The 17,393-nt window shown below is 57.0% G+C and carries 17 protein-coding genes; 5 read left to right on the forward strand and 12 right to left on the reverse strand.

What is annotated here, in order from left to right:
- Position 1: 1 nt before the first annotated feature.
- The 9 genes from FD428_RS03160 to ttdA form a co-directional block, all read right to left on the reverse strand.
- Positions 2–676 carry an urease accessory protein UreF gene (locus FD428_RS03160; protein ID WP_114848346.1) on the reverse strand — a complete coding sequence of 225 codons (675 nt, stop codon included), beginning with the start codon at positions 674–676 and terminating at the stop codon, positions 2–4.
- Complete coding sequence (ureE, locus tag FD428_RS03165) at positions 676–1,134, reverse strand: urease accessory protein UreE (RefSeq protein WP_114848345.1); 459 nt, start codon at positions 1,132–1,134, stop codon at positions 676–678. Before ureE ends, FD428_RS03160 begins: the two co-directional genes overlap by 1 nt.
- 9 nt (positions 1,135–1,143) lie before the next feature.
- Positions 1,144–2,847 (reverse strand): urease subunit alpha, encoded by a 1,704-nt coding sequence (gene ureC, locus FD428_RS03170; protein WP_012135196.1) that lies wholly within the window; start codon positions 2,845–2,847, stop codon positions 1,144–1,146.
- Complete coding sequence (locus FD428_RS03175; RefSeq protein ID WP_012135195.1) at positions 2,840–3,160, reverse strand: urease subunit beta; 321 nt, start codon at positions 3,158–3,160, stop codon at positions 2,840–2,842. Before FD428_RS03175 ends, ureC begins: the two co-directional genes overlap by 8 nt.
- A 10-nt stretch (positions 3,161–3,170) precedes the next feature.
- A complete protein-coding gene (locus FD428_RS03180) occupies positions 3,171–3,473 on the reverse strand; it encodes an urease subunit gamma (RefSeq protein WP_042289336.1) in 303 nt (100 codons plus the stop codon).
- A 10-nt stretch (positions 3,474–3,483) separates the two neighbouring features.
- Positions 3,484–4,341 (reverse strand): urease accessory protein UreD, encoded by an 858-nt coding sequence (locus FD428_RS03185; RefSeq protein ID WP_200074446.1) that lies wholly within the window; start codon positions 4,339–4,341, stop codon positions 3,484–3,486.
- 89 nt (positions 4,342–4,430) lie between these two features.
- Positions 4,431–5,894, reverse strand: a complete 1,464-nt coding sequence (locus FD428_RS03190; RefSeq protein ID WP_058668123.1) for an anion permease — start codon at positions 5,892–5,894, stop codon at positions 4,431–4,433.
- 48 nt (positions 5,895–5,942) lie between these two features.
- Complete coding sequence (gene ttdB / locus FD428_RS03195) at positions 5,943–6,548, reverse strand: L(+)-tartrate dehydratase subunit beta (protein ID WP_012135191.1); 606 nt, start codon at positions 6,546–6,548, stop codon at positions 5,943–5,945.
- The gene (gene ttdA / locus FD428_RS03200) at positions 6,545–7,456 is read right to left on the reverse strand and encodes a L(+)-tartrate dehydratase subunit alpha (protein WP_371417130.1); all 912 of its coding nucleotides are present in this window, start codon (positions 7,454–7,456) and stop codon (positions 6,545–6,547) included. Before ttdA ends, ttdB begins: the two co-directional genes overlap by 4 nt.
- Before the next feature lie 210 nt (positions 7,457–7,666).
- Between ttdA and FD428_RS03205 the strand changes: the two genes are divergently transcribed.
- On the forward strand, positions 7,667–8,602 hold the full coding sequence (locus tag FD428_RS03205; RefSeq protein ID WP_012135189.1) for a LysR family transcriptional regulator: 936 nt from the start codon (positions 7,667–7,669) through the stop codon (positions 8,600–8,602).
- Between the two features lie 103 nt (positions 8,603–8,705).
- Here the strand turns inward: FD428_RS03205 and plsY are convergent, their stop codons facing one another.
- Complete coding sequence (plsY, locus tag FD428_RS03210) at positions 8,706–9,323, reverse strand: glycerol-3-phosphate 1-O-acyltransferase PlsY (RefSeq protein WP_012135188.1); 618 nt, start codon at positions 9,321–9,323, stop codon at positions 8,706–8,708.
- 106 nt (positions 9,324–9,429) lie between these two features.
- On the opposite strand from plsY, the gene folB reads away from it, so the two are divergent.
- Together folB and bacA are read left to right on the forward strand one after the other, a co-directional pair.
- Complete coding sequence (gene folB, locus FD428_RS03215) at positions 9,430–9,798, forward strand: bifunctional dihydroneopterin aldolase/7,8-dihydroneopterin epimerase (RefSeq protein WP_012135187.1); 369 nt, start codon at positions 9,430–9,432, stop codon at positions 9,796–9,798.
- 90 nt (positions 9,799–9,888) lie between these two features.
- Complete coding sequence (gene bacA, locus FD428_RS03220) at positions 9,889–10,707, forward strand: undecaprenyl-diphosphate phosphatase (RefSeq protein WP_104868173.1); 819 nt, start codon at positions 9,889–9,891, stop codon at positions 10,705–10,707.
- 200 nt (positions 10,708–10,907) lie between these two features.
- On the opposite strand, the gene FD428_RS03230 is transcribed toward bacA, so the two are convergent.
- On the reverse strand, positions 10,908–12,149 hold the full coding sequence (locus tag FD428_RS03230; RefSeq protein ID WP_058668122.1) for a multifunctional CCA addition/repair protein: 1,242 nt from the start codon (positions 12,147–12,149) through the stop codon (positions 10,908–10,910).
- 64 nt (positions 12,150–12,213) lie between these two features.
- The gene (locus tag FD428_RS03235) at positions 12,214–12,834 is read right to left on the reverse strand and encodes a TIGR04211 family SH3 domain-containing protein (RefSeq protein WP_012135182.1); all 621 of its coding nucleotides are present in this window, start codon (positions 12,832–12,834) and stop codon (positions 12,214–12,216) included.
- A 241-nt stretch (positions 12,835–13,075) separates the two neighbouring features.
- Between FD428_RS03235 and FD428_RS03240 the strand changes: the two genes are divergently transcribed.
- Positions 13,076–14,377: an inorganic triphosphatase gene (locus FD428_RS03240; RefSeq protein WP_114848344.1), complete on the forward strand. Its 1,302-nt coding sequence runs from the start codon at positions 13,076–13,078 to the stop codon at positions 14,375–14,377.
- A gap of 135 nt (positions 14,378–14,512) precedes the next feature.
- The gene (gene glnE / locus FD428_RS03245; protein ID WP_114848343.1) at positions 14,513–17,353 is read left to right on the forward strand and encodes a bifunctional [glutamate--ammonia ligase]-adenylyl-L-tyrosine phosphorylase/[glutamate--ammonia-ligase] adenylyltransferase; all 2,841 of its coding nucleotides are present in this window, start codon (positions 14,513–14,515) and stop codon (positions 17,351–17,353) included.
- Positions 17,354–17,393: the final 40 nt, after the last annotated feature.

Raw genomic sequence — 17,393 nt, forward strand, 5'->3', positions numbered from 1 at the left:
CTCAGGAGCGAAATAATCGGCAATATTGTGTTTCGTGACGGGCAGAAGCGATGGCGGACAGCGGCGTGGATGAGCCCAGATCCGCATCCGGGCGAGCCAGCGCCTGCGCCATACCCTGCGCGTAATGGTCGCAAAGCGAAAGAATGAGCTGCTGCGCCGCCTGTTGTCCGAAGGGCACCAGTTTCACCCCCGCCATCACCGCGCTTTCTAACCAGCTGTAGCCGAGGCTTAACGCCAGATCCGTCAGCGGGATGCGCCAGCGCACGCCCAGCCACGCCATACCGCAGAGCTGGCTGTTGGCAAAAAGTGGACGCCACGTCTGCGGGCAGTCCGGCACCCAGTCCACCACCAGGCGTGTAAACGCCGCCCCCCGGCTGCGCTCTTCTTCGCGCAGTTCCCGGGTTTCCCGACAGGCCAGCAGATATGCGCTCCAGCGGCGAGCGGCGGTAACGTCATTCCGTTCACAGGCGTGGTACAACCGGGCGAAAATCGGCAGGTCGACGGTAAAAAAGTTCTGCTCCAGCTGTTGCGTTTGCCAGTGCGCAAAGTCTTCCGCGTTTTTCACCCAGCCGATCTCCACCGCCCACTCCAGCCCCTGAGACCAGGTAAACGATCCCACCGGTAAACTGCTGCTGGCGAGCTGCATCAGGCGCAGCCGTTGTCTGGCGTCAGTCATCAGTGGGCGTGGCCGTGGTGATGGCCGTGAGATTCGCTGGCATATGCCCCCGCCTCCGGTTCAAAGGGCAGATGCGCGAAAGTCACCTCTAAGCTGAACTGGCGCAGCATGTCGTCGAGTACGTGATCGTGGTGATAGCGCAGCTCGTCAGGCAGAATTTGCAGCGGAACGTGGCGGTTGCCCAGGTGGTAGCAGGCTTTGGCGAGCAGGAACGGATCGGAGCAGCGCACGACCGAAACGGCTTCGTTTGCGGCGATGATCTCCACCACCTCTGCGCCATCTTCCGTGCTCAGGCGATCGCCGCCGCGTAACAGCAAACCGCGCGGCAGCAGTAAACCGGCTTCGCGTCCGTCGCCCAGCACTACCTTCGCCCGGCTTTTGACGCGGACATCAATGGGGAGCGTCAGCGTTGCCGTGACGGCGGCGGGCGTTTCAATACGTTGCGTCAGATACAGCATGTCGTCTCCTCAAAATAAAAAATAACGCTGGGCCATCGGCAACACGTCTGCCGGTTCGCTGGTGATCGGCTCACCGTCAATGCGCACCTCGTAAGTCTGGGCGTCAACGGTGATGTTGGGTTGCAGGCTATTGTGGATCATGTCGGCTTTTTTTACCGTCCGGCAGCCTTTCACGACGGCGGTGGCGCTGCGTAAGTTGAGCTGCTGCGCAATGCCGTTTTCAACCGCAGCCTGAGAAAGAAAGGTCAGGCGACAGTGATGACGCGCCGCGCCAAGCGCGCCAAACATCGGCCGGTAATGCACCGGTTGCGGTGTGGGAATCGAGGCGTTGATATCACCCATCGGCGCGCAGACGATCATCCCGCCTTTAATGAGTGTTGCGGGTTTTACGCCAAAAAAGGCCGGAGACCAGAGCACCAGATCCGCCAGCTTTCCCGCCTCAACAGAACCGACCTCATGGGCGATGCCGTGGGTTAGCGCCGGGTTTATCGTGTACTTGGCGATGTAGCGTTTTACGCGCTGGTTGTCGTTATCGCCCGTCTCCTCCGCTAACGGGCCGCGTTGTACTTTCATCCGGTGCGCCACCTGCCAGGTTCGCAGAATGACTTCGCCCACCCGTCCCATCGCCTGGGAATCCGACGAGGTCAGGGAAAAGGCGCCGAGATCGTGCAGCACATCTTCGGCGGCGATGGTTTCCCGACGAATACGCGACTCGGCAAACGCCACATCTTCGGCGATATCCGGGTCGAGATGGTGGCAGACCATCAGCATATCGAGATGCTCGTCAATGGTGTTGACGGTATAAGGCAGCGTCGGGTTGGTGGAGGAGGGGAGGATATGGGGATGCGCGCAGGCGGTGATAATATCCGGGGCGTGACCGCCGCCCGCCCCTTCGGTGTGAAAGGTATGGATCGTGCGATCGCCAATTGCCGCCAGCGTGTCCTCGACGAAACCGGACTCGTTTAACGTGTCGCTGTGCAGCGCGACCTGAATATCCATCTCTTCAGCCACGGTCAGCGCACAGTCGATCGCCGCAGGCGTCGCGCCCCAGTCCTCGTGGATCTTCAGGCCGATCGCGCCGGCGGCAATCTGCTCACGCAGCGCGTCCGGGTTCGAGCCATTCCCTTTGCCGAGAAAACCGATATTCACTGGCAGGCTGTCCGCCGCTTGCAACATGCGGGCGATGTACCACGGGCCAGGCGTGCAGGTGGTGGCATTGGTGCCCGCCGCTGGGCCGGTGCCGCCGCCAATCATGGTCGTCACGCCAGAAACCAGCGCCTCTTCCGCCTGCTGCGGACAGATCCAGTGAATATGCGTGTCCACGCCGCCTGCGGTAACGATCTTTCCTTCGCCGGCGATCGCCTCCGTGCCGACGCCAATCGGGATCGTCACGTTGGGCTGAATATCCGGGTTACCGGCTTTGCCGATGGCGAAGATCCTGCCGTCTTTGATGCCGATGTCCGCTTTGACGATCCCCCAGTGATCGACGATCAGCGCGTTGGTGATCACCAGATCCACACACGCGCGAGCACGCATTTGCCCCTGGCCCATACCGTCGCGGATCACTTTACCGCCGCCGAATTTCACCTCTTCGCCGTAGGCCGTGAGATCGTTTTCGACTTCGATCCACAGTTCGGTATCCGCCAGACGCACCCGGTCACCGGTCGTCGGGCCAAACATGTCGGCATAAGCCTGCCGGGAAATCTCAGTCATTGTCTGCCTCCAGAGAGCCCATTACCTCGCCGCGAAAACCAAAAATACGCTGTGCCCCGGCGACGCGCACCAGTTCGACCTCGCGTTTTTGCCCCGGCTCAAAACGCACTGCCGTGCCTGCGGGGATGTTCAGGCGAAAACCGCGTGCGGCTTGCCTGTCAAAGCGTAATGCGGGATTGACTTCGTAAAAGTGATAGTGCGATCCGACCTGAACCGGGCGATCGCCATGATTCTCAACCACGATCGTGCAGGTTTCTCTGCCTGTATTGATCGCGATGTTTCCCGTGGAGATCCTGTATTCGCCTGGAATCATGGTTCCTCCTTTATACGATCGGGTTATGAACGGTGACCAGTTTCGAGCCGTCTGGAAAGGTGGCTTCAACCTGAATATCCGGGATCATTTCCGGCACGCCCTCCATCACCTGATCGCGGGTCAACACATGGCGACCGTCTTCCATCAGTGACGCCACGCTTTTGCCGTCGCGGGCGCCTTCCATAATGAAAGCGCTGATCAGCGCCACCGATTCCGGGTAGTTCAGCTTTAGTCCGCGCGCCAGACGACGCTCCGCCACCAGCGCGGCGGTAAAGAGCAACAGCTTGTCTTTTTCTCTGGGAGTCAGTTCCATAGTGATTCTCTTATGTCTGCCAGATACGGGGCAGGAGTGGCGGTTTTTGGGTCAGTTGTGGTCGTAAGGATTGCCAGACGGCGCGCATAACGCGCTGGATAAGCAGGTTGTCGTGCCCGAGAAAGCGCAGGGCCAGCAGTGAATCAATCAGCGTCGCGCCAGCGTAGTCGCCGAGGGGGGCAATTTGCTCGCGTACGCCGTCCAGCATCTTTTCCGTGGCGGGATAACAGAGCAGCATACCGCTCCAGGGATGTCTGGCGACGGTGTGCAGGTTTCCTCCCTCAAGATGAAGCCTTTCTATTAATAGCGGCGTACCGTCCCGCCATACTTCCAGGCGGTTGCGCAGCGTGCCGTGGCTGAAGGTCTCCTGCATCACCGGTCGCCCCAGACAGAGCAGATCCCAGGCCAGCAGCCGGCTCTCTTGCGCCAGATGAAAGACCGACTGGATGTTAGCGTTCGCGCCGGGAAAAAGGATCGTATCTTGCGGCAGCCACTCCAGCGTGGCCTGTGGGGCGAGATAAAAATCCTGCCGCAGCTGCGCCTGAGGGCCGCGACTGCGGTAAAACTTCCCTGCGCCAGGCTGGGTGATTAACGCATGGCTGTCTGTTGCAAGCGTGGCGGAAATCGTGAGTTCATCGCCCCCGACAATACCGCCCGGCGGATGAAGCAAATAGAGGTGGCAAACGTCGTCTTCCGGGTAAAACGGACGCTGTACCGTCAGCGGGCCGACGTGTCGCGCCGAAGTGAGCACTGTTTTATGCGCGGCGCGGGTAAACCGCAGATCCAGTTCGGCCTGCCAGCCCCGTGTGAGAGTCTTGTGCGCAACGGTGTCCAGAGCGTTTCCCTTATCAGCGTGAGGGGAGTGCATACAAAAAAGTATGCCTCAGCGCATCGGGAAAACGGTCATACGAGAAGCTTATGGAAAAAAGAGGCGGCGTCATGCCGCCCCAACGAGGTTTACAGCAAAACGAGAGGCATCCAGACAAGGCCGGTTATTACCAGCAGAACCAGGAAGATCAGGCCAAAAATAGCGCCCAGCCGCCAGTAATCCACCGTCGGCAGATAACCGCTACCGTAGTAGATGGGGCTTGGGCCGGTCGCATAGGGGGTGAGAATGCTGCCCAGACCAATGGCGGCGCCGACCATCAGGCAAAACACCGGTAAGGGGATGTCCGGCATCGCCAGCGCGGCGGCAATCATCATCGGCGCCAGCGCGGAGGTATAAGCGGTGGCGCTGGCAAAAAAGTAGCGTAACAGATAAAACACCACGATGAGCGCGACCATCACCATCATCGGCGAATAGCCGCTTAGCCCGTTTGCCAGCAGTTTGCCAAACCAGGTGATAAAGCCGGTATTGTTCAGTCCGGTGGCGAGCGTAATCAGCGAAGCCAGCCAGAAGAAAACGTTCCATGCCGCTTTATTGCTGACGATGTCATCCCAGGAGATGATGCGTAATACCAGCATCAATGCCACCACGCTGTAACCGACCATTGCGGCATCAATGTAATCGCCGCCGAAGATCCACAGCACCAGCGCGCCGACCATCAGCACCAGCATCTTTTTCTCGCGCGAGCAGAGCGGGCCCATCTCCTTTAGCTCAGCTTCCGCCCAGCGCGGCACCTGGTCGCCCGATTTCAGCACCGGCGGATACAGCACGTAGGCCAGCCACGGAACCAGCAAGACCAGCAGAATGCTTAGCGGCAGCATTCCTGAGAACCAGTCGCCCCAGCTTAGCGCCGTATGGGATGCGCTTTTCATTAGGCCAATCAGCAACAGGTTAGGCGCCATCGCCGTCAGGAAAATGGCGCTGGTAACGCAGTCGGCGGTGATGCCCATCCACATAATATACGAGCCAATGGAGCGGGAACTGGCGTCGTTAGGCTGCGAGTTATAGAGCGGCGGCAGGTTGCGGATAATCGGGTAGATGATCCCGGCGCCGCGCGCGGAGTTAGACGGCGTGACCGGGGCGAGAATCAGCTCGGAAAACATCACCGCATAGCCAAGAAACAGCGTGCGATGGCCCATCTTCTTCACCAGCATCAGCGCAATTCGCCGACCGAGACCGGTTTTTTCATAGCCGGTGCCAAACATAAAGGCGGCGAAAATCAGCCAGATAACCGAGTTAGAAAAACCAGACACCGCCCACGAGAGGGCTTTGGCGGTAAATTTGAAGCCTTCCTGCGCGAGCTGATCGGGGCTGAACAGCAGCCACGGCGACAGAACGGCAATGATCGAAATCCCGATCATCGCCACGACCGCGCCCGGTACAGGTTCCAGAATGAGTCCCACAATGACGCCGGTAAAGACCGCAAAATAGAGCCAGGTGTGGCTCTCAAGACCGGTGGGGACGGGCAAAACAGCAATAATGGCGATGACCACCAGTGGAGCCAGGTATCGCCACCAACCAGATAAAGGTGCCATTGTCGTATCCCTGAGAAAAGGGAGAGGCGTAGCGCCTCTCCTGAAGGGTTATTTGATGTAGTGCACGTACTCGCAGATTTCGTCAACGATGGGACCGCGACGCTCGGCGAACTGTTTTTTGTTGTCGGCGATCAGGTTGTTGCCGTGGGTATCGATAGAGACAATCAGCGGCCCGAACTCTTTCACCCGGCAAACCCACAGCGATTCCGGCATGCCGAGTTCCGTCCAGTGCACCTCTTCTATCTCTTCGACTTGGGTTGCCGCCAGCACCGCGCAGCCAGCCGGGAAGATGACGTGCAGCGCTTTGAATTTCTGGCAGCCTTCTTCGGTCAGCGGCCCCATACCGCCTTTTCCGACCACCAGCTTCACGCCGGTCTGCTCAATGAACTCTTTTTCAAAGGCTTCCATACGCATGCTGGTGGTCGGGCCGACGGAGACCATCTCCCATTTATCACCGTTTTTACGCACAATCGGCCCGGCGTGGAAAATCGCTTTGCCATTGAGATCGTAAGGAATGGGGCGCTTGAGTTCGATCAGACGGCGGTGACAAACGTCGCGACAGGTCACCAGCGTTCCGGTCAGGTAGATCACATCGCCAACGCGGATATCTTCCAGGTCTTCGGCTTTGATCGGGGTAGTGAGGATCTTTTTCATAACGCGCTCCGGGTGTGGGACAGGTTTTCGAAGGAGAGGTCAGAATGAACCAGCAGCGTACCGCGACGGTGCGCCCAGCAGCCGGTGGAGACGGCCACGCCAATGGTTGACGGATGACGGGCGGCGGATTCGATGTGTACGCCCATCACCGAGCTGTTGCCGGTCAGCCCTTGTGGGCCGATTCCCAGGCGGTTTAGCCCTTCTTCCAGCCGCAGCTCAAGCTCTGCCGCCTTTGGATTCGGATGACGGGTGCCTATCGGGCGCAGAATCGCTTTGCGGGAAAGCACGGCGGCGGTTTCGACGGAGGTTGCGATGCCCACGCCGACCAGTACCGGCGGACAGGCATTGACCGCCAGCGTGGAGATGTTTTCAAAGACGAATTTCACCACGCCTTCGTAGCCTTCGGAAGGCATCAGCACTTTGGAACGCCCCGGCAGCGTGCAACCGCCGCCCGCCATATAAACTTCAATTTCCGCATCGTCGCCATCAGGAATAATCTCCCAGGTGACCCACGGCACGCCGCTGCCGGTGTTTTTGCCGGTATTCACTTCGTCGAAAATTTCGACCGCGTTATGGCGTAGCGGCGCTTTTACGGTGGCGTCTTCCACGGCCTGCTTAAGAATACTTTGCAGTTCGCCCAGCAGCGGGAAGCGGGAACCGACCTTCACGAAGAACATAATTTCACCCGTGTCCTGGCAGGCCGGGCGGTTCAGGTCGATTGCTTTTTGCATGTTATCGAACATCGTGTGATAGATAATGTTTCCCATCGATGAGGTTTCGGCATCACGCAGCTGTTTTAATTTATCGACGACGTCGTCGGGCATTCGGGTGGAGATCATGGCGGTAAAATTAGCGACAATATCCGTCAACGTAGTAACCGCATTTTGGTTATTTTTATTGCTCATCATATCAACTCCAGTTCTTTTATTAATCTGGAAATAAATTCTCTGGAGTAAACTACCACTAAATGTGTGGTTTTATATTTTTTGTCACTGTGTATATGCAATTAACAGTTCGTGAATCACACTACAGAAAGGTGATGAAAATTGAGCAAAGGCAGGGTTTAACGACGTTAAGAGATTTACACTGCGCGTATTAAAATCACGGATAACCGACAGATGCTGAACAACTATCCCTTAGCCAAAGACCTACAGGTTTTGGTTGAAATTGTCCATACGGGAAGCTTTAGCGCGGCAGCAGCGGCGCTGGGGCAAACGCCCGCGTTCGTGACGAAACGGATTCAGATTCTTGAGACAACCCTTGCCACCACGCTGCTGAACCGCTCGGCAAGGGGTGTTGCGCTGACGGAAAGCGGGCAACGCTGCTATGAACATGCGCTGAAGCTCCTCACGCACTATCAGCGGCTGGTGGATGAGGTGACGCAAATTAAAACGCGCCCGGAGGGAATGATTCGCATTGGCTGTAGTTTTGGTTTTGGCCGCAGTTATATTGCACCTGCCATTACCGACCTGATGCGCAATTATCCTGAATTACAGGTTCACTTTGAACTCTTCGATCGGCAAATTGATTTGGTACAGGATAATATCGATCTGGATATTCGGATTAACGATGAAATTCCTGATTATTATATTGCGCATTTGTTAACAAAGAATAAAAGAATATTATGCGCGTCTCCCGCATATCTCCAGAAATATCCTGAGCCAAAAACCTTACAAGAATTAAGCGGTCATGATTGTCTGGTGACAAAAGAACGGGATATGACCCACGGCATATGGGAACTGGGGAACGGGCAAGAGAAAAAATCAGTGAAAGTAACCGGACACCTCTCTTCCAATAGCGGTGAAATTGTTTTGCAGTGGGCGCTGGAGGGCAAAGGGATCATGCTGCGTTCAGAGTGGGATGTGCAGCCGTTTCTGGCGAGCGGTAAACTGGTGAGGGTATTGCCGGAGTATGCGCAGAGCGCCAATATCTGGGCGGTCTATCAGGAACCGCTGTACCGCAGCGTAAAGTTACGGGTATGTGTGGAGTTTCTGGCGGCATGGTGCCAGAAGCGACTCGGCAAGCCAGACGAGGGATATCAGGTGGCGTGGTGAAGCAATCTGTAGGCCGGATAAGACGCTTTGCGTCGCCATCCGGCGATGCGTATGTGCCTGATGGCGGCTTCGCCTTACCTGGCCTACGGCGTGGTGCAAAAAACTACTGCGGATCTTTCTCGCGCTTCTTCTTGAGTTTCGTCCAGATCTTCGTCTCCTGACGACGCCACAGGCGCTGGATGTTGTCATGGTGGCGCAGCAAAATCAGGCAAGACAGCATAGAGACCGGGAAGGTGAACTGGGGTTTAAACCACCACACGTAGAATGGCGCAATCAGCGCGCTGACGATCGCGCCCAATGACGAGTAACCGCTCAGTAAGACGGTCAGCAGCCAGGTGCCCGCCATCACGCCAGTTAAGTCCCAGCCGATGGGCGCGATCGCGCCGAATGCGGTCGCGACGCCTTTCCCGCCTTTGAAGCCAAAAAAGACCGGCCAGATGTGCCCCAGACAGGCGGCGATGGCAATCAGGCCCAGCCAGAAAGGGGTTACACCTAATGCATAAGCGCCCCAGACCGGCAGCATGCCTTTGAGGACGTCGAAAATCAGTACCGCTACGGCTGCTCCCTTGCCCCCTATGCGTAACACATTGGTCGCGCCAGGGTTACCGGAGCCACTCTGACGCGGGTCGGGTAAACCTGCAATGCGGCAGACCAGAATGGCACTGGAAATTGAGCCGCAGAGGTACGCGAAGAGGATCATTCCAGGCGCGATTGCACTCATAAGCTGTTCCGTTTTGAAAATGTCGTGTTAAACGCTACTTCTGTGGATAATACGCATATTTCGCCGGAAGTGGTATCCGGGTTAGCCAAAAAGCAGGCAGGTCGTGATGGATATTGTATTTATAGAGCAACTTTCGGTAATCACCACTATCGGTGTTTACGACTGGGAGCAAACTATCGAACAGAAACTGGTGTTCGATATCGAAATGGCGTGGGACAACCGTAAGTCAGCCAGAAGCGACGACGTTGCGGATTGTCTGAGCTATGCCGACATTGCCGATACGGTAGTCAGCCATGTGGAGGGCGGCCGTTTTGCGTTAGTCGAACGCGTAGCGGAAGAGGTGGCAGATCTGCTGCTCAGCCGCTTTAACTCTCCGTGGGTGCGCATCAAGCTCAGTAAGCCCGGCGCCGTAGCGCGTGCGGCGAATGTTGGCGTTATCATTGAGCGTGGCAATAATCTGAAAGAAAATAATTAACTTCATAGTTTTTAAACCAAACGGCGATATATGGGTCTTAAAGCTGGAGTCATAACTGCTGTTCGTTTTTTTTGATTTAGGGGTTTATTGATGAGCGATATACACTCGCTGCTGGTGGCGGCAATTTTGGGTGTGGTCGAAGGATTGACGGAGTTTTTGCCCGTCTCCAGCACGGGCCATATGATCATTGTCGGTCACCTGTTGGGTTTTGAAGGCGATACGGCAGAGACGTTTGAGGTGGTAATTCAGCTGGGATCGATCCTGGCGGTGGTGGTGATGTTCTGGCGGCGTTTGTTCGGCCTGATCGGCATTCACTTTGGCAAACAACCGCATGAAGGCACCGGAAAAGGGCGCCTGACGTTAGGGCATATTGTGCTGGGGATGATCCCGGCAGTGGTGCTGGGCCTGGTGTTCCATGACACCATTAAGTCTTTGTTTAATCCCGTCAACGTGATGTATGCGCTGGTCGTGGGCGGTCTGCTGCTGATTGCCGCGGAATGCCTGAAGCCGAAAGAGCCGCGCGCGCCGGGCCTGGACGATATGACGTATCGTCAGGCGTTTATGATTGGCTGCTTCCAGTGTCTGGCGCTGTGGCCGGGCTTTTCCCGTTCCGGCGCGACCATTTCCGGTGGGATGTTGATGGGGGTGAGTCGCTATGCCGCATCGGAATTCTCATTCCTGCTGGCCGTTCCGATGATGATGGGCGCGACGGCGTTGGATCTCTACAAGAGCTGGTCGTTCCTGACGGTGGGAGATATCCCCATGTTCGCCGTGGGATTTGTGACTGCGTTCATTGTGGCGCTGATCGCCATCAAAACCTTCCTGCAATTGATTAAGCGTATCTCGTTCATTCCGTTTGCGATTTACCGCTTTATCGTGGCTGCTGCGGTCTACGTTGTTTTCTTCTGATAACGCTTGATGCCGGATGGCGGCGTTTACGCCTTATCCGGCCTACGGTTCGATTTTGTTGTCGGATGGCGGCGTAAATGCCTTATCCGGCCTACGGTTCGATTTTGTTGCCGGATGGCGGCGTTTACGCCTTATCCGGCTTGCGGTTCGATTTTGTAGGCCGGATAAGCGGAGCGCCATCCGGCAACAAAACGGTGAGCTTACGCCTCGGGTTTCGGGCAACGCCGTTCCTTCCAGTTAGCCACCGCTGCAATTCGCCGTCTGGTGAGTTCTTCGCGGATCTCCGCGCCTTTAAAGCCTGCCTCTACTACCTCTTTTGTCGGCACCGCCTGTGCGACCTGCCACGCTTCGCGCAGCCAGCGGCCTTGCGGATAGTCAGACGCCTCAAAACCGGTACGACCGCGCACGTCGGCCTCGCTGGTCAGGGCGATTTGCTCTACGCGCTGCGGCTTACGCCAGGCGTCAATCGAATCGAACAGCTTCACGATCGTTTTCGGCTGCAAAATCGGGAAGGTATGGATGAGATCGTGGAATTCCGCCACCAGTTTGGCTAAATCCCGAATCTCATTCGGCACACGCAGACGCTGGCATAACTGCTCAACCAGCTTTACGCCTGCCGGGCCGTGACCATGATGGCGCGGCCAGAGCGCTTTGGGCGTCAACCCTTTGCCAAGGTCGTGACAGAGCGTGGCGAAACGCACATCAACGTTCGGGCTGAGCATGGCGGCCATTGATAACGTCATCAATGTGTGGATGCCGGTATCGATTTCCGGGTGCCACTTGGCCGGAGCCGGAACGCCAAACAGCGCGTCCACTTCCGGGAACAGAACGCGCAGCGCGCCGCAGTCGCGCAGCACCTGAAAGAATACCTGCGGATTGCGCGTGGTTAAGGCGTTCTCGGTCTCCTTCCATACGCGCTCCGGCGTGAGGTGTTCCAGTTCGCCTGCGGCGGTCATGTCGCGCATCAACGCCAGGGTTTCATCAGCGATGCGGAAACTGAGGTGCGCGTAGCGGGCGGCAAAACGCGCCACGCGCAACACGCGCAGCGGATCTTCGCTAAAGGCGGGGGAAACATGACGCAGCAGGCGATTGTCCAGGTCGCGACGCCCCTGATAGGGATCGACGATATGGCCGTCGTCATCCTGCGCGAGGGCATTAATGGTGAGGTCGCGACGTTGCAGGTCTTCTTCCAGCGTCACGTCCGGCGCGGCATAGCAGGTAAAGCCGGTATAGCCTGAACCGGATTTACGCTCGGTGCGCGCCAGCGCATACTCTTCACGCGTTTGCGGATGAAGAAACACGGGAAAATCGCGGCCTACCTGCTGGTAGCCCGCGTCAAGCATCTCCTGCGGCGTGGCGCCAACCACCACCCAATCTTTATCTTTGACCGGTAGCCCTAACAACGCATCCCGAACAGCACCACCGACCAGATAAATCTTCACGCCACTTTCCCTTCCTGAAAAAAATCATCCCTTAATCATATGTCAGTGCGGCAGAGAAGGCGATTTAGTTCATCCAGCGGTCTTTGCGTTTACGGCTTGGGATCATGTGCGGGAGAACCAGGCCGAGCAGCAGGCCGAGTCCCAGCACGCCGCCGCCATACATGAACCACTGCATAATAATGGTGCGCTGCTTGTCATCAAGTTGCAGATTGGCGGCGCTGACTTTCTTCTGCGCCACGATCAGCTCGTTTTTCAGCTTCTGGTTTTCTTCTTTCAACCCGTTAATCACGCTGTCGCTCTGCGACACTTTTTGCTGCATGTCGGCCGTGCGCTGATTCCAGGTGGTATCAATATTGTTCAGCTTATCGGTCAGCGTCTTAACCTGATTTTCCAGATCCGGTACGCGGATACGCAGGCTGGGCGAGCTGTTCAGCTCTTTCATCGGGATCCAGGCAGTACGACCTGTACTGTCTTTCACCTGAGCGTAATTCGTGTTGGCGTCAGTCTGTAATAATGTCACTTCCTCGCCGGCATTCACCGTACCCACGAGGCGATAATTATCTCCCGGACCGCTGCGGACCCAGGTATTCAGTTCGTCAGAGACATAGCGCTTCTCTTCTGCGTGGGAGACGGCAGTGGCGCTAAGTGCAAGTAAAGTTAATCCAATCAGGCGTAATTTTGGCATCAGGCTGTCGTTTTTGTCATAAAAAGTGGAACGATAGTAGTGGCATCAGTGTCTCTACGCAAAGCATTCGACATCAATCGGAATCATCTGTGTCATCTTTGCCACTGTTTTAAACTTTTACGCCCGTCAAATTGCTCGTTGCATGGCAATTTGGCGCAAAATACTATCTACTGACAAAAAAGAACGCGTTAAGTTCGCCGTCATTCTTCCCATATGTGACATAACCCATAAGTACAAGGCAATGGCTCAGGAAATCGAATTAAAGTTTATCGTTAATCACGACGCTGTAGACGCGTTGCGTGACCATCTGCAAACACTCGGCGGCGAGCACCATGCGCCCAGCCAGTTACAGAACATTTACTACGAAACGCCGGACAAGTGGTTGCGTGGCCATGATATGGGTCTGCGCATCCGTGGCGAGAATGGTCGTTATGAAATGACTATGAAAATCGGCGGTCGGGTTACGGGGGGTCTGCATCAACGGCCGGAATACAATGTTGCGCTGAGCGAGCCGACGTTGGATCTCGCACTGCTCCCGCAGGAGGTCTGGCCGAACGGCGAGCTGCCCGCGGATCTCGCTTCACGCGTGCAGCCGCTGTTCAGCACCGATTTTTACCGTGAGAAATGGCTGGTGGACGTTGACGGCAGCCGTATTGAAATCGCGCTCGATCTTGGCGAAGTGAAGGCCGGAGAATGTGCCGAGCCAATTTGCGAGCTGGAGCTGGAACTGTTAAGCGGCGAGACCCGTGCGGTGTTGAAACTGGCAAACCAACTGGTGTCGCAAGCGGGTCTGCGTCAGGGCAGCCTGAGCAAAGCCGCACGGGGATATCATCTGGCGCAGGGGAATGCTCCGCGTGAGATCAGACCTACTGCGGTGCTGAAAGCGCCAGCCAAAGCCAGCATTGAGCAGGGGCTGGAAGCGGCGCTGGAGCTGGCATTGTCGCAATGGCAGTACCATGAAGAGCTGTGGGTGCGTGGAAATGACGCCGCCAAAGCGGATGTACTGGCGGCGATGGGGCTGGTTCGCCATGCGCTGATGCTGTTTGGCGGCATTGTACCGCGTAAAGCAAGCGCTCACTTACGCGATTTGCTGACGCAGTCGGAAGCGACCCTTGTCTCTGAGGTTTCAGCCATTACGGCTATCTATAGCACGCAAACAGCGATGGCTAAACTGGCGCTGACCGAATGGCTGGTCACCAAAGCCTGGCAACCGTTCCTTGATGCCAAAGCGCAGACGAAAATGGCCGATTCTTTCAAACGCTTTGCCGATATTCACCTGTCGCGCCACGCGGCGGAGCTGAAAGCGACTTTCGGGCAGCCGTTGGGCGATCGGTATCGCGATCAGCTTCCGCGCCTGACCCGCGATATTGACAGCATTTTGCTGCTGGCAGGTTATTACGACGCGAATGCGGTACAGGCCTGGCTGGAGAACTGGCAGGGCCTGCGCCACGCGATTGTGACAGGGCAGCGCATTGAAGTTGAACACTTCCGCAATGAGGCGATCTTCCAGGAGCCGTTCTGGCTGCATAGCGGAAAACGATAACCAGTAACGCCTGATGGCGATGCTGCGCATCTTATCAGGCCTACGACGCACAGGTTTTGTAGGTCGGATAAGGCGTTGCGCCGCCATCCGGCAACACTCATCGGGATTAGTTAGCCATCTGAGGACACACCTTAAATGAAGCCGCTTTCTTCACCGTTACAGCAGCACTGGCAGACCGTGGTTGAGCGGTTACCAGAAATCCTGGCTGAAGCCACGCTTAGCGTTCAGGCGAAGTCAGTACTTACATTTAGTGACTTTGTGCAGGACAGCGTGATTGCGCATCCCGAATGGCTGACTGAGCTGGAAAGCGCGCCGCCGCAGGCCGATGAGTGGCGGCATTATGCCGCGTGGCTACAGGACGCGTTGGCGCAGGTGACTGATGAAGCGGCGCTGATGCGTGAGCTTCGCGTATTCCGTCGCCGCATCATGGTACGTATCGCCTGGGCGCAGGCGCTGTCGCTGGTGGAAGAAGAAAACATTCTGCAACAGCTAAGCCAACTGGCGGAAACGTTGATCGTCGCCGCGCGCGACTGGTTGTATGACGCCTGCTGTCGCGAATGGGGTACGCCCTGCAACCATGATGGCGTACCTCAACCGTTGCTGATTCTGGGGATGGGAAAACTGGGCGGCGGCGAGCTGAATTTCTCCTCGGATATCGATCTGATCTTCGCCTGGCCGGAGCACGGTTCCACCCGGGGAGGTCGGCGCGAGCTGGATAACGCGCAGTTCTTTACCCGCATGGGGCAGCGTTTGATCAAAGTGCTGGACCAGCCGACGATGGACGGCTTTGTGTACCGGGTGGATATGCGCTTGCGCCCGTTTGGCGACAGTGGCCCGCTGGTGCTGAGTTTTGCCGCGCTGGAAGATTATTACCAGGAACAAGGGCGCGACTGGGAGCGTTATGCGATGGTCAAAGCGCGCATTATGGGCGCTGCCGACAGTGCGTATGTCGATGAACTACGCGCCATGTTGCGACCTTTCGTGTTCCGCCGCTATATCGATTTCAGCGTGATCCAGTCCCTGCGTAATATGAAAGGGATGATTGCCCGTGAAGTGCGTCGTCGCGGTCTGAAAGACAATATTAAGCTTGGCGCCGGCGGTATTCGTGAAATTGAGTTTATCGTGCAGGTGTTCCAGTTGATTCGCGGCGGACGGGAACCCTCGCTGCAATCGCGCTCGTTGCTGCCGACGCTGAGCGCGATTGATGCGCTGCACCTGTTGCCAGAAAATGACGCCGGACAGTTACGCGCGGCCTATCTCTTCCTGCGCCGTCTGGAAAACCTGCTGCAAAGCATCAATGATGAGCAGACCCAGACGCTGCCGGGCGATGAACTGAACCGGGCGCGCCTGGCCTGGGGAATGCGCACGGATGACTGGTCGCAGCTCACCGACATTCTGGCGGCGCACATGGCTAACGTGCGTCGGGTATTTAACGAACTGATTGGCGATGACGAAACCGATACTCAGGAAGATACGCTGTCGGAACACTGGCGCGAGCTGTGGCAGGATGCGCTACAGGAAGATGATACCACGCCGGTGCTGGCGCATCTGTCCGACGACGATCGCGGACGCGTGCTGGCGTTAATCGCCGACTTCCGTAAAGAGCTGGATAAGCGCACCATTGGCCCGCGCGGGCGGCAGGTGCTCGACCATCTGATGCCGCATCTGCTTAGCGACGTGTGCTCGCGCGAAGATGCCTCTGTGCCGCTGTCGCGTATTACGCCTCTGCTGGTGGGGATCGTTACGCGTACCACCTACCTTGAATTACTGAGCGAATTTCCCGGTGCGCTGAAGCACCTGATTTCGCTGTGCGCCGCTTCGCCGATGGTGGCGAGCCAGCTGGCGCGTTATCCACTGTTGCTCGATGAACTACTGGATCCGAATACGCTGTATCAGCCAACGGCGACCGACGCTTATCGCGATGAGTTACGCCAGTATTTGCTGCGTGTGCCGGAAGATGACGAAGAGCAGCAGCTGGAAGCGCTGCGCCAGTTTAAACAAACGCAACTGTTGCGCATTGCGGCGGCGGATATCGCCGGTACGCTGCCGGTGATGAAGGTCAGCGATCATCTGACCTGGCTGGCTGAGGCCATTATCGACGCCGTTGTCCAGCAGGCGTGGGGGCAAATGGTGGCGCGCTATGGGCAGCCGACGCACCTTGCTGAGCGCACCGGACGCGGGTTTGCGGTGGTGGGTTATGGCAAGCTGGGCGGCTGGGAGCTGGGCTACAGCTCCGATCTTGATCTGATCTTTTTGCACGATTGCCCAATGGATGTGATGACCGACGGCGAGCGTGAAATCGACGGCCGCCAGTTCTACTTACGCCTGGCGCAGCGCATTATGCACCTGTTCAGCACTCGCACCTCTTCCGGTATCTTGTATGAAGTGGACGCGCGGCTGCGCCCGTCCGGCGCGGCGGGAATGCTGGTCACGTCGGCGGAAGCCTTTGCCGATTATCAGAAAAACGAAGCCTGGACATGGGAGCATCAGGCGCTGGTGCGCGCCCGTGTGGTTTATGGCGACCCGCAACTGACCTCGCAGTTTGACGCCGTGCGTCGCGATATCATGACCCTCGCCCGCGAAGGCAAAACGTTGCAGACCGAGGTGCGCGAAATGCGCGAGAAAATGCGCGCGCATCTGGGCAACAAGCATCGCGATCGTTTTGATATCAAAGCCGATGAAGGCGGGATCACCGATATTGAGTTTATTACCCAATATCTGGTGCTGCGCTATGCGCATGAAAAGCCGAAGCTGACGCGCTGGTCCGATAACGTGCGCATTCTGGAACTGCTGGCGCAAAACGACATTATGGATGAACAAGAAGCGCAGGCGCTGACGCAGGCCTATACCACGCTGCGCGATGAGCTTCATCACCTTGCGCTACAGGAGCTTCCGGGGCATGTGGCGCAAGAGTGCTTCAGCAAGGAACGCGCGCTGGTACGGGCAAGCTGGCAGAAGTGGCTGGTTGCCGGGTGAAGTGTGCTATTATCGCGCGCAAATTTTAAGACCCTCAGAG

This window comes from Citrobacter sp. TBCP-5362 (assembly GCF_005406305.1).
GTDB lineage: Bacteria > Pseudomonadota > Gammaproteobacteria > Enterobacterales > Enterobacteriaceae > Citrobacter_B > Citrobacter_B koseri.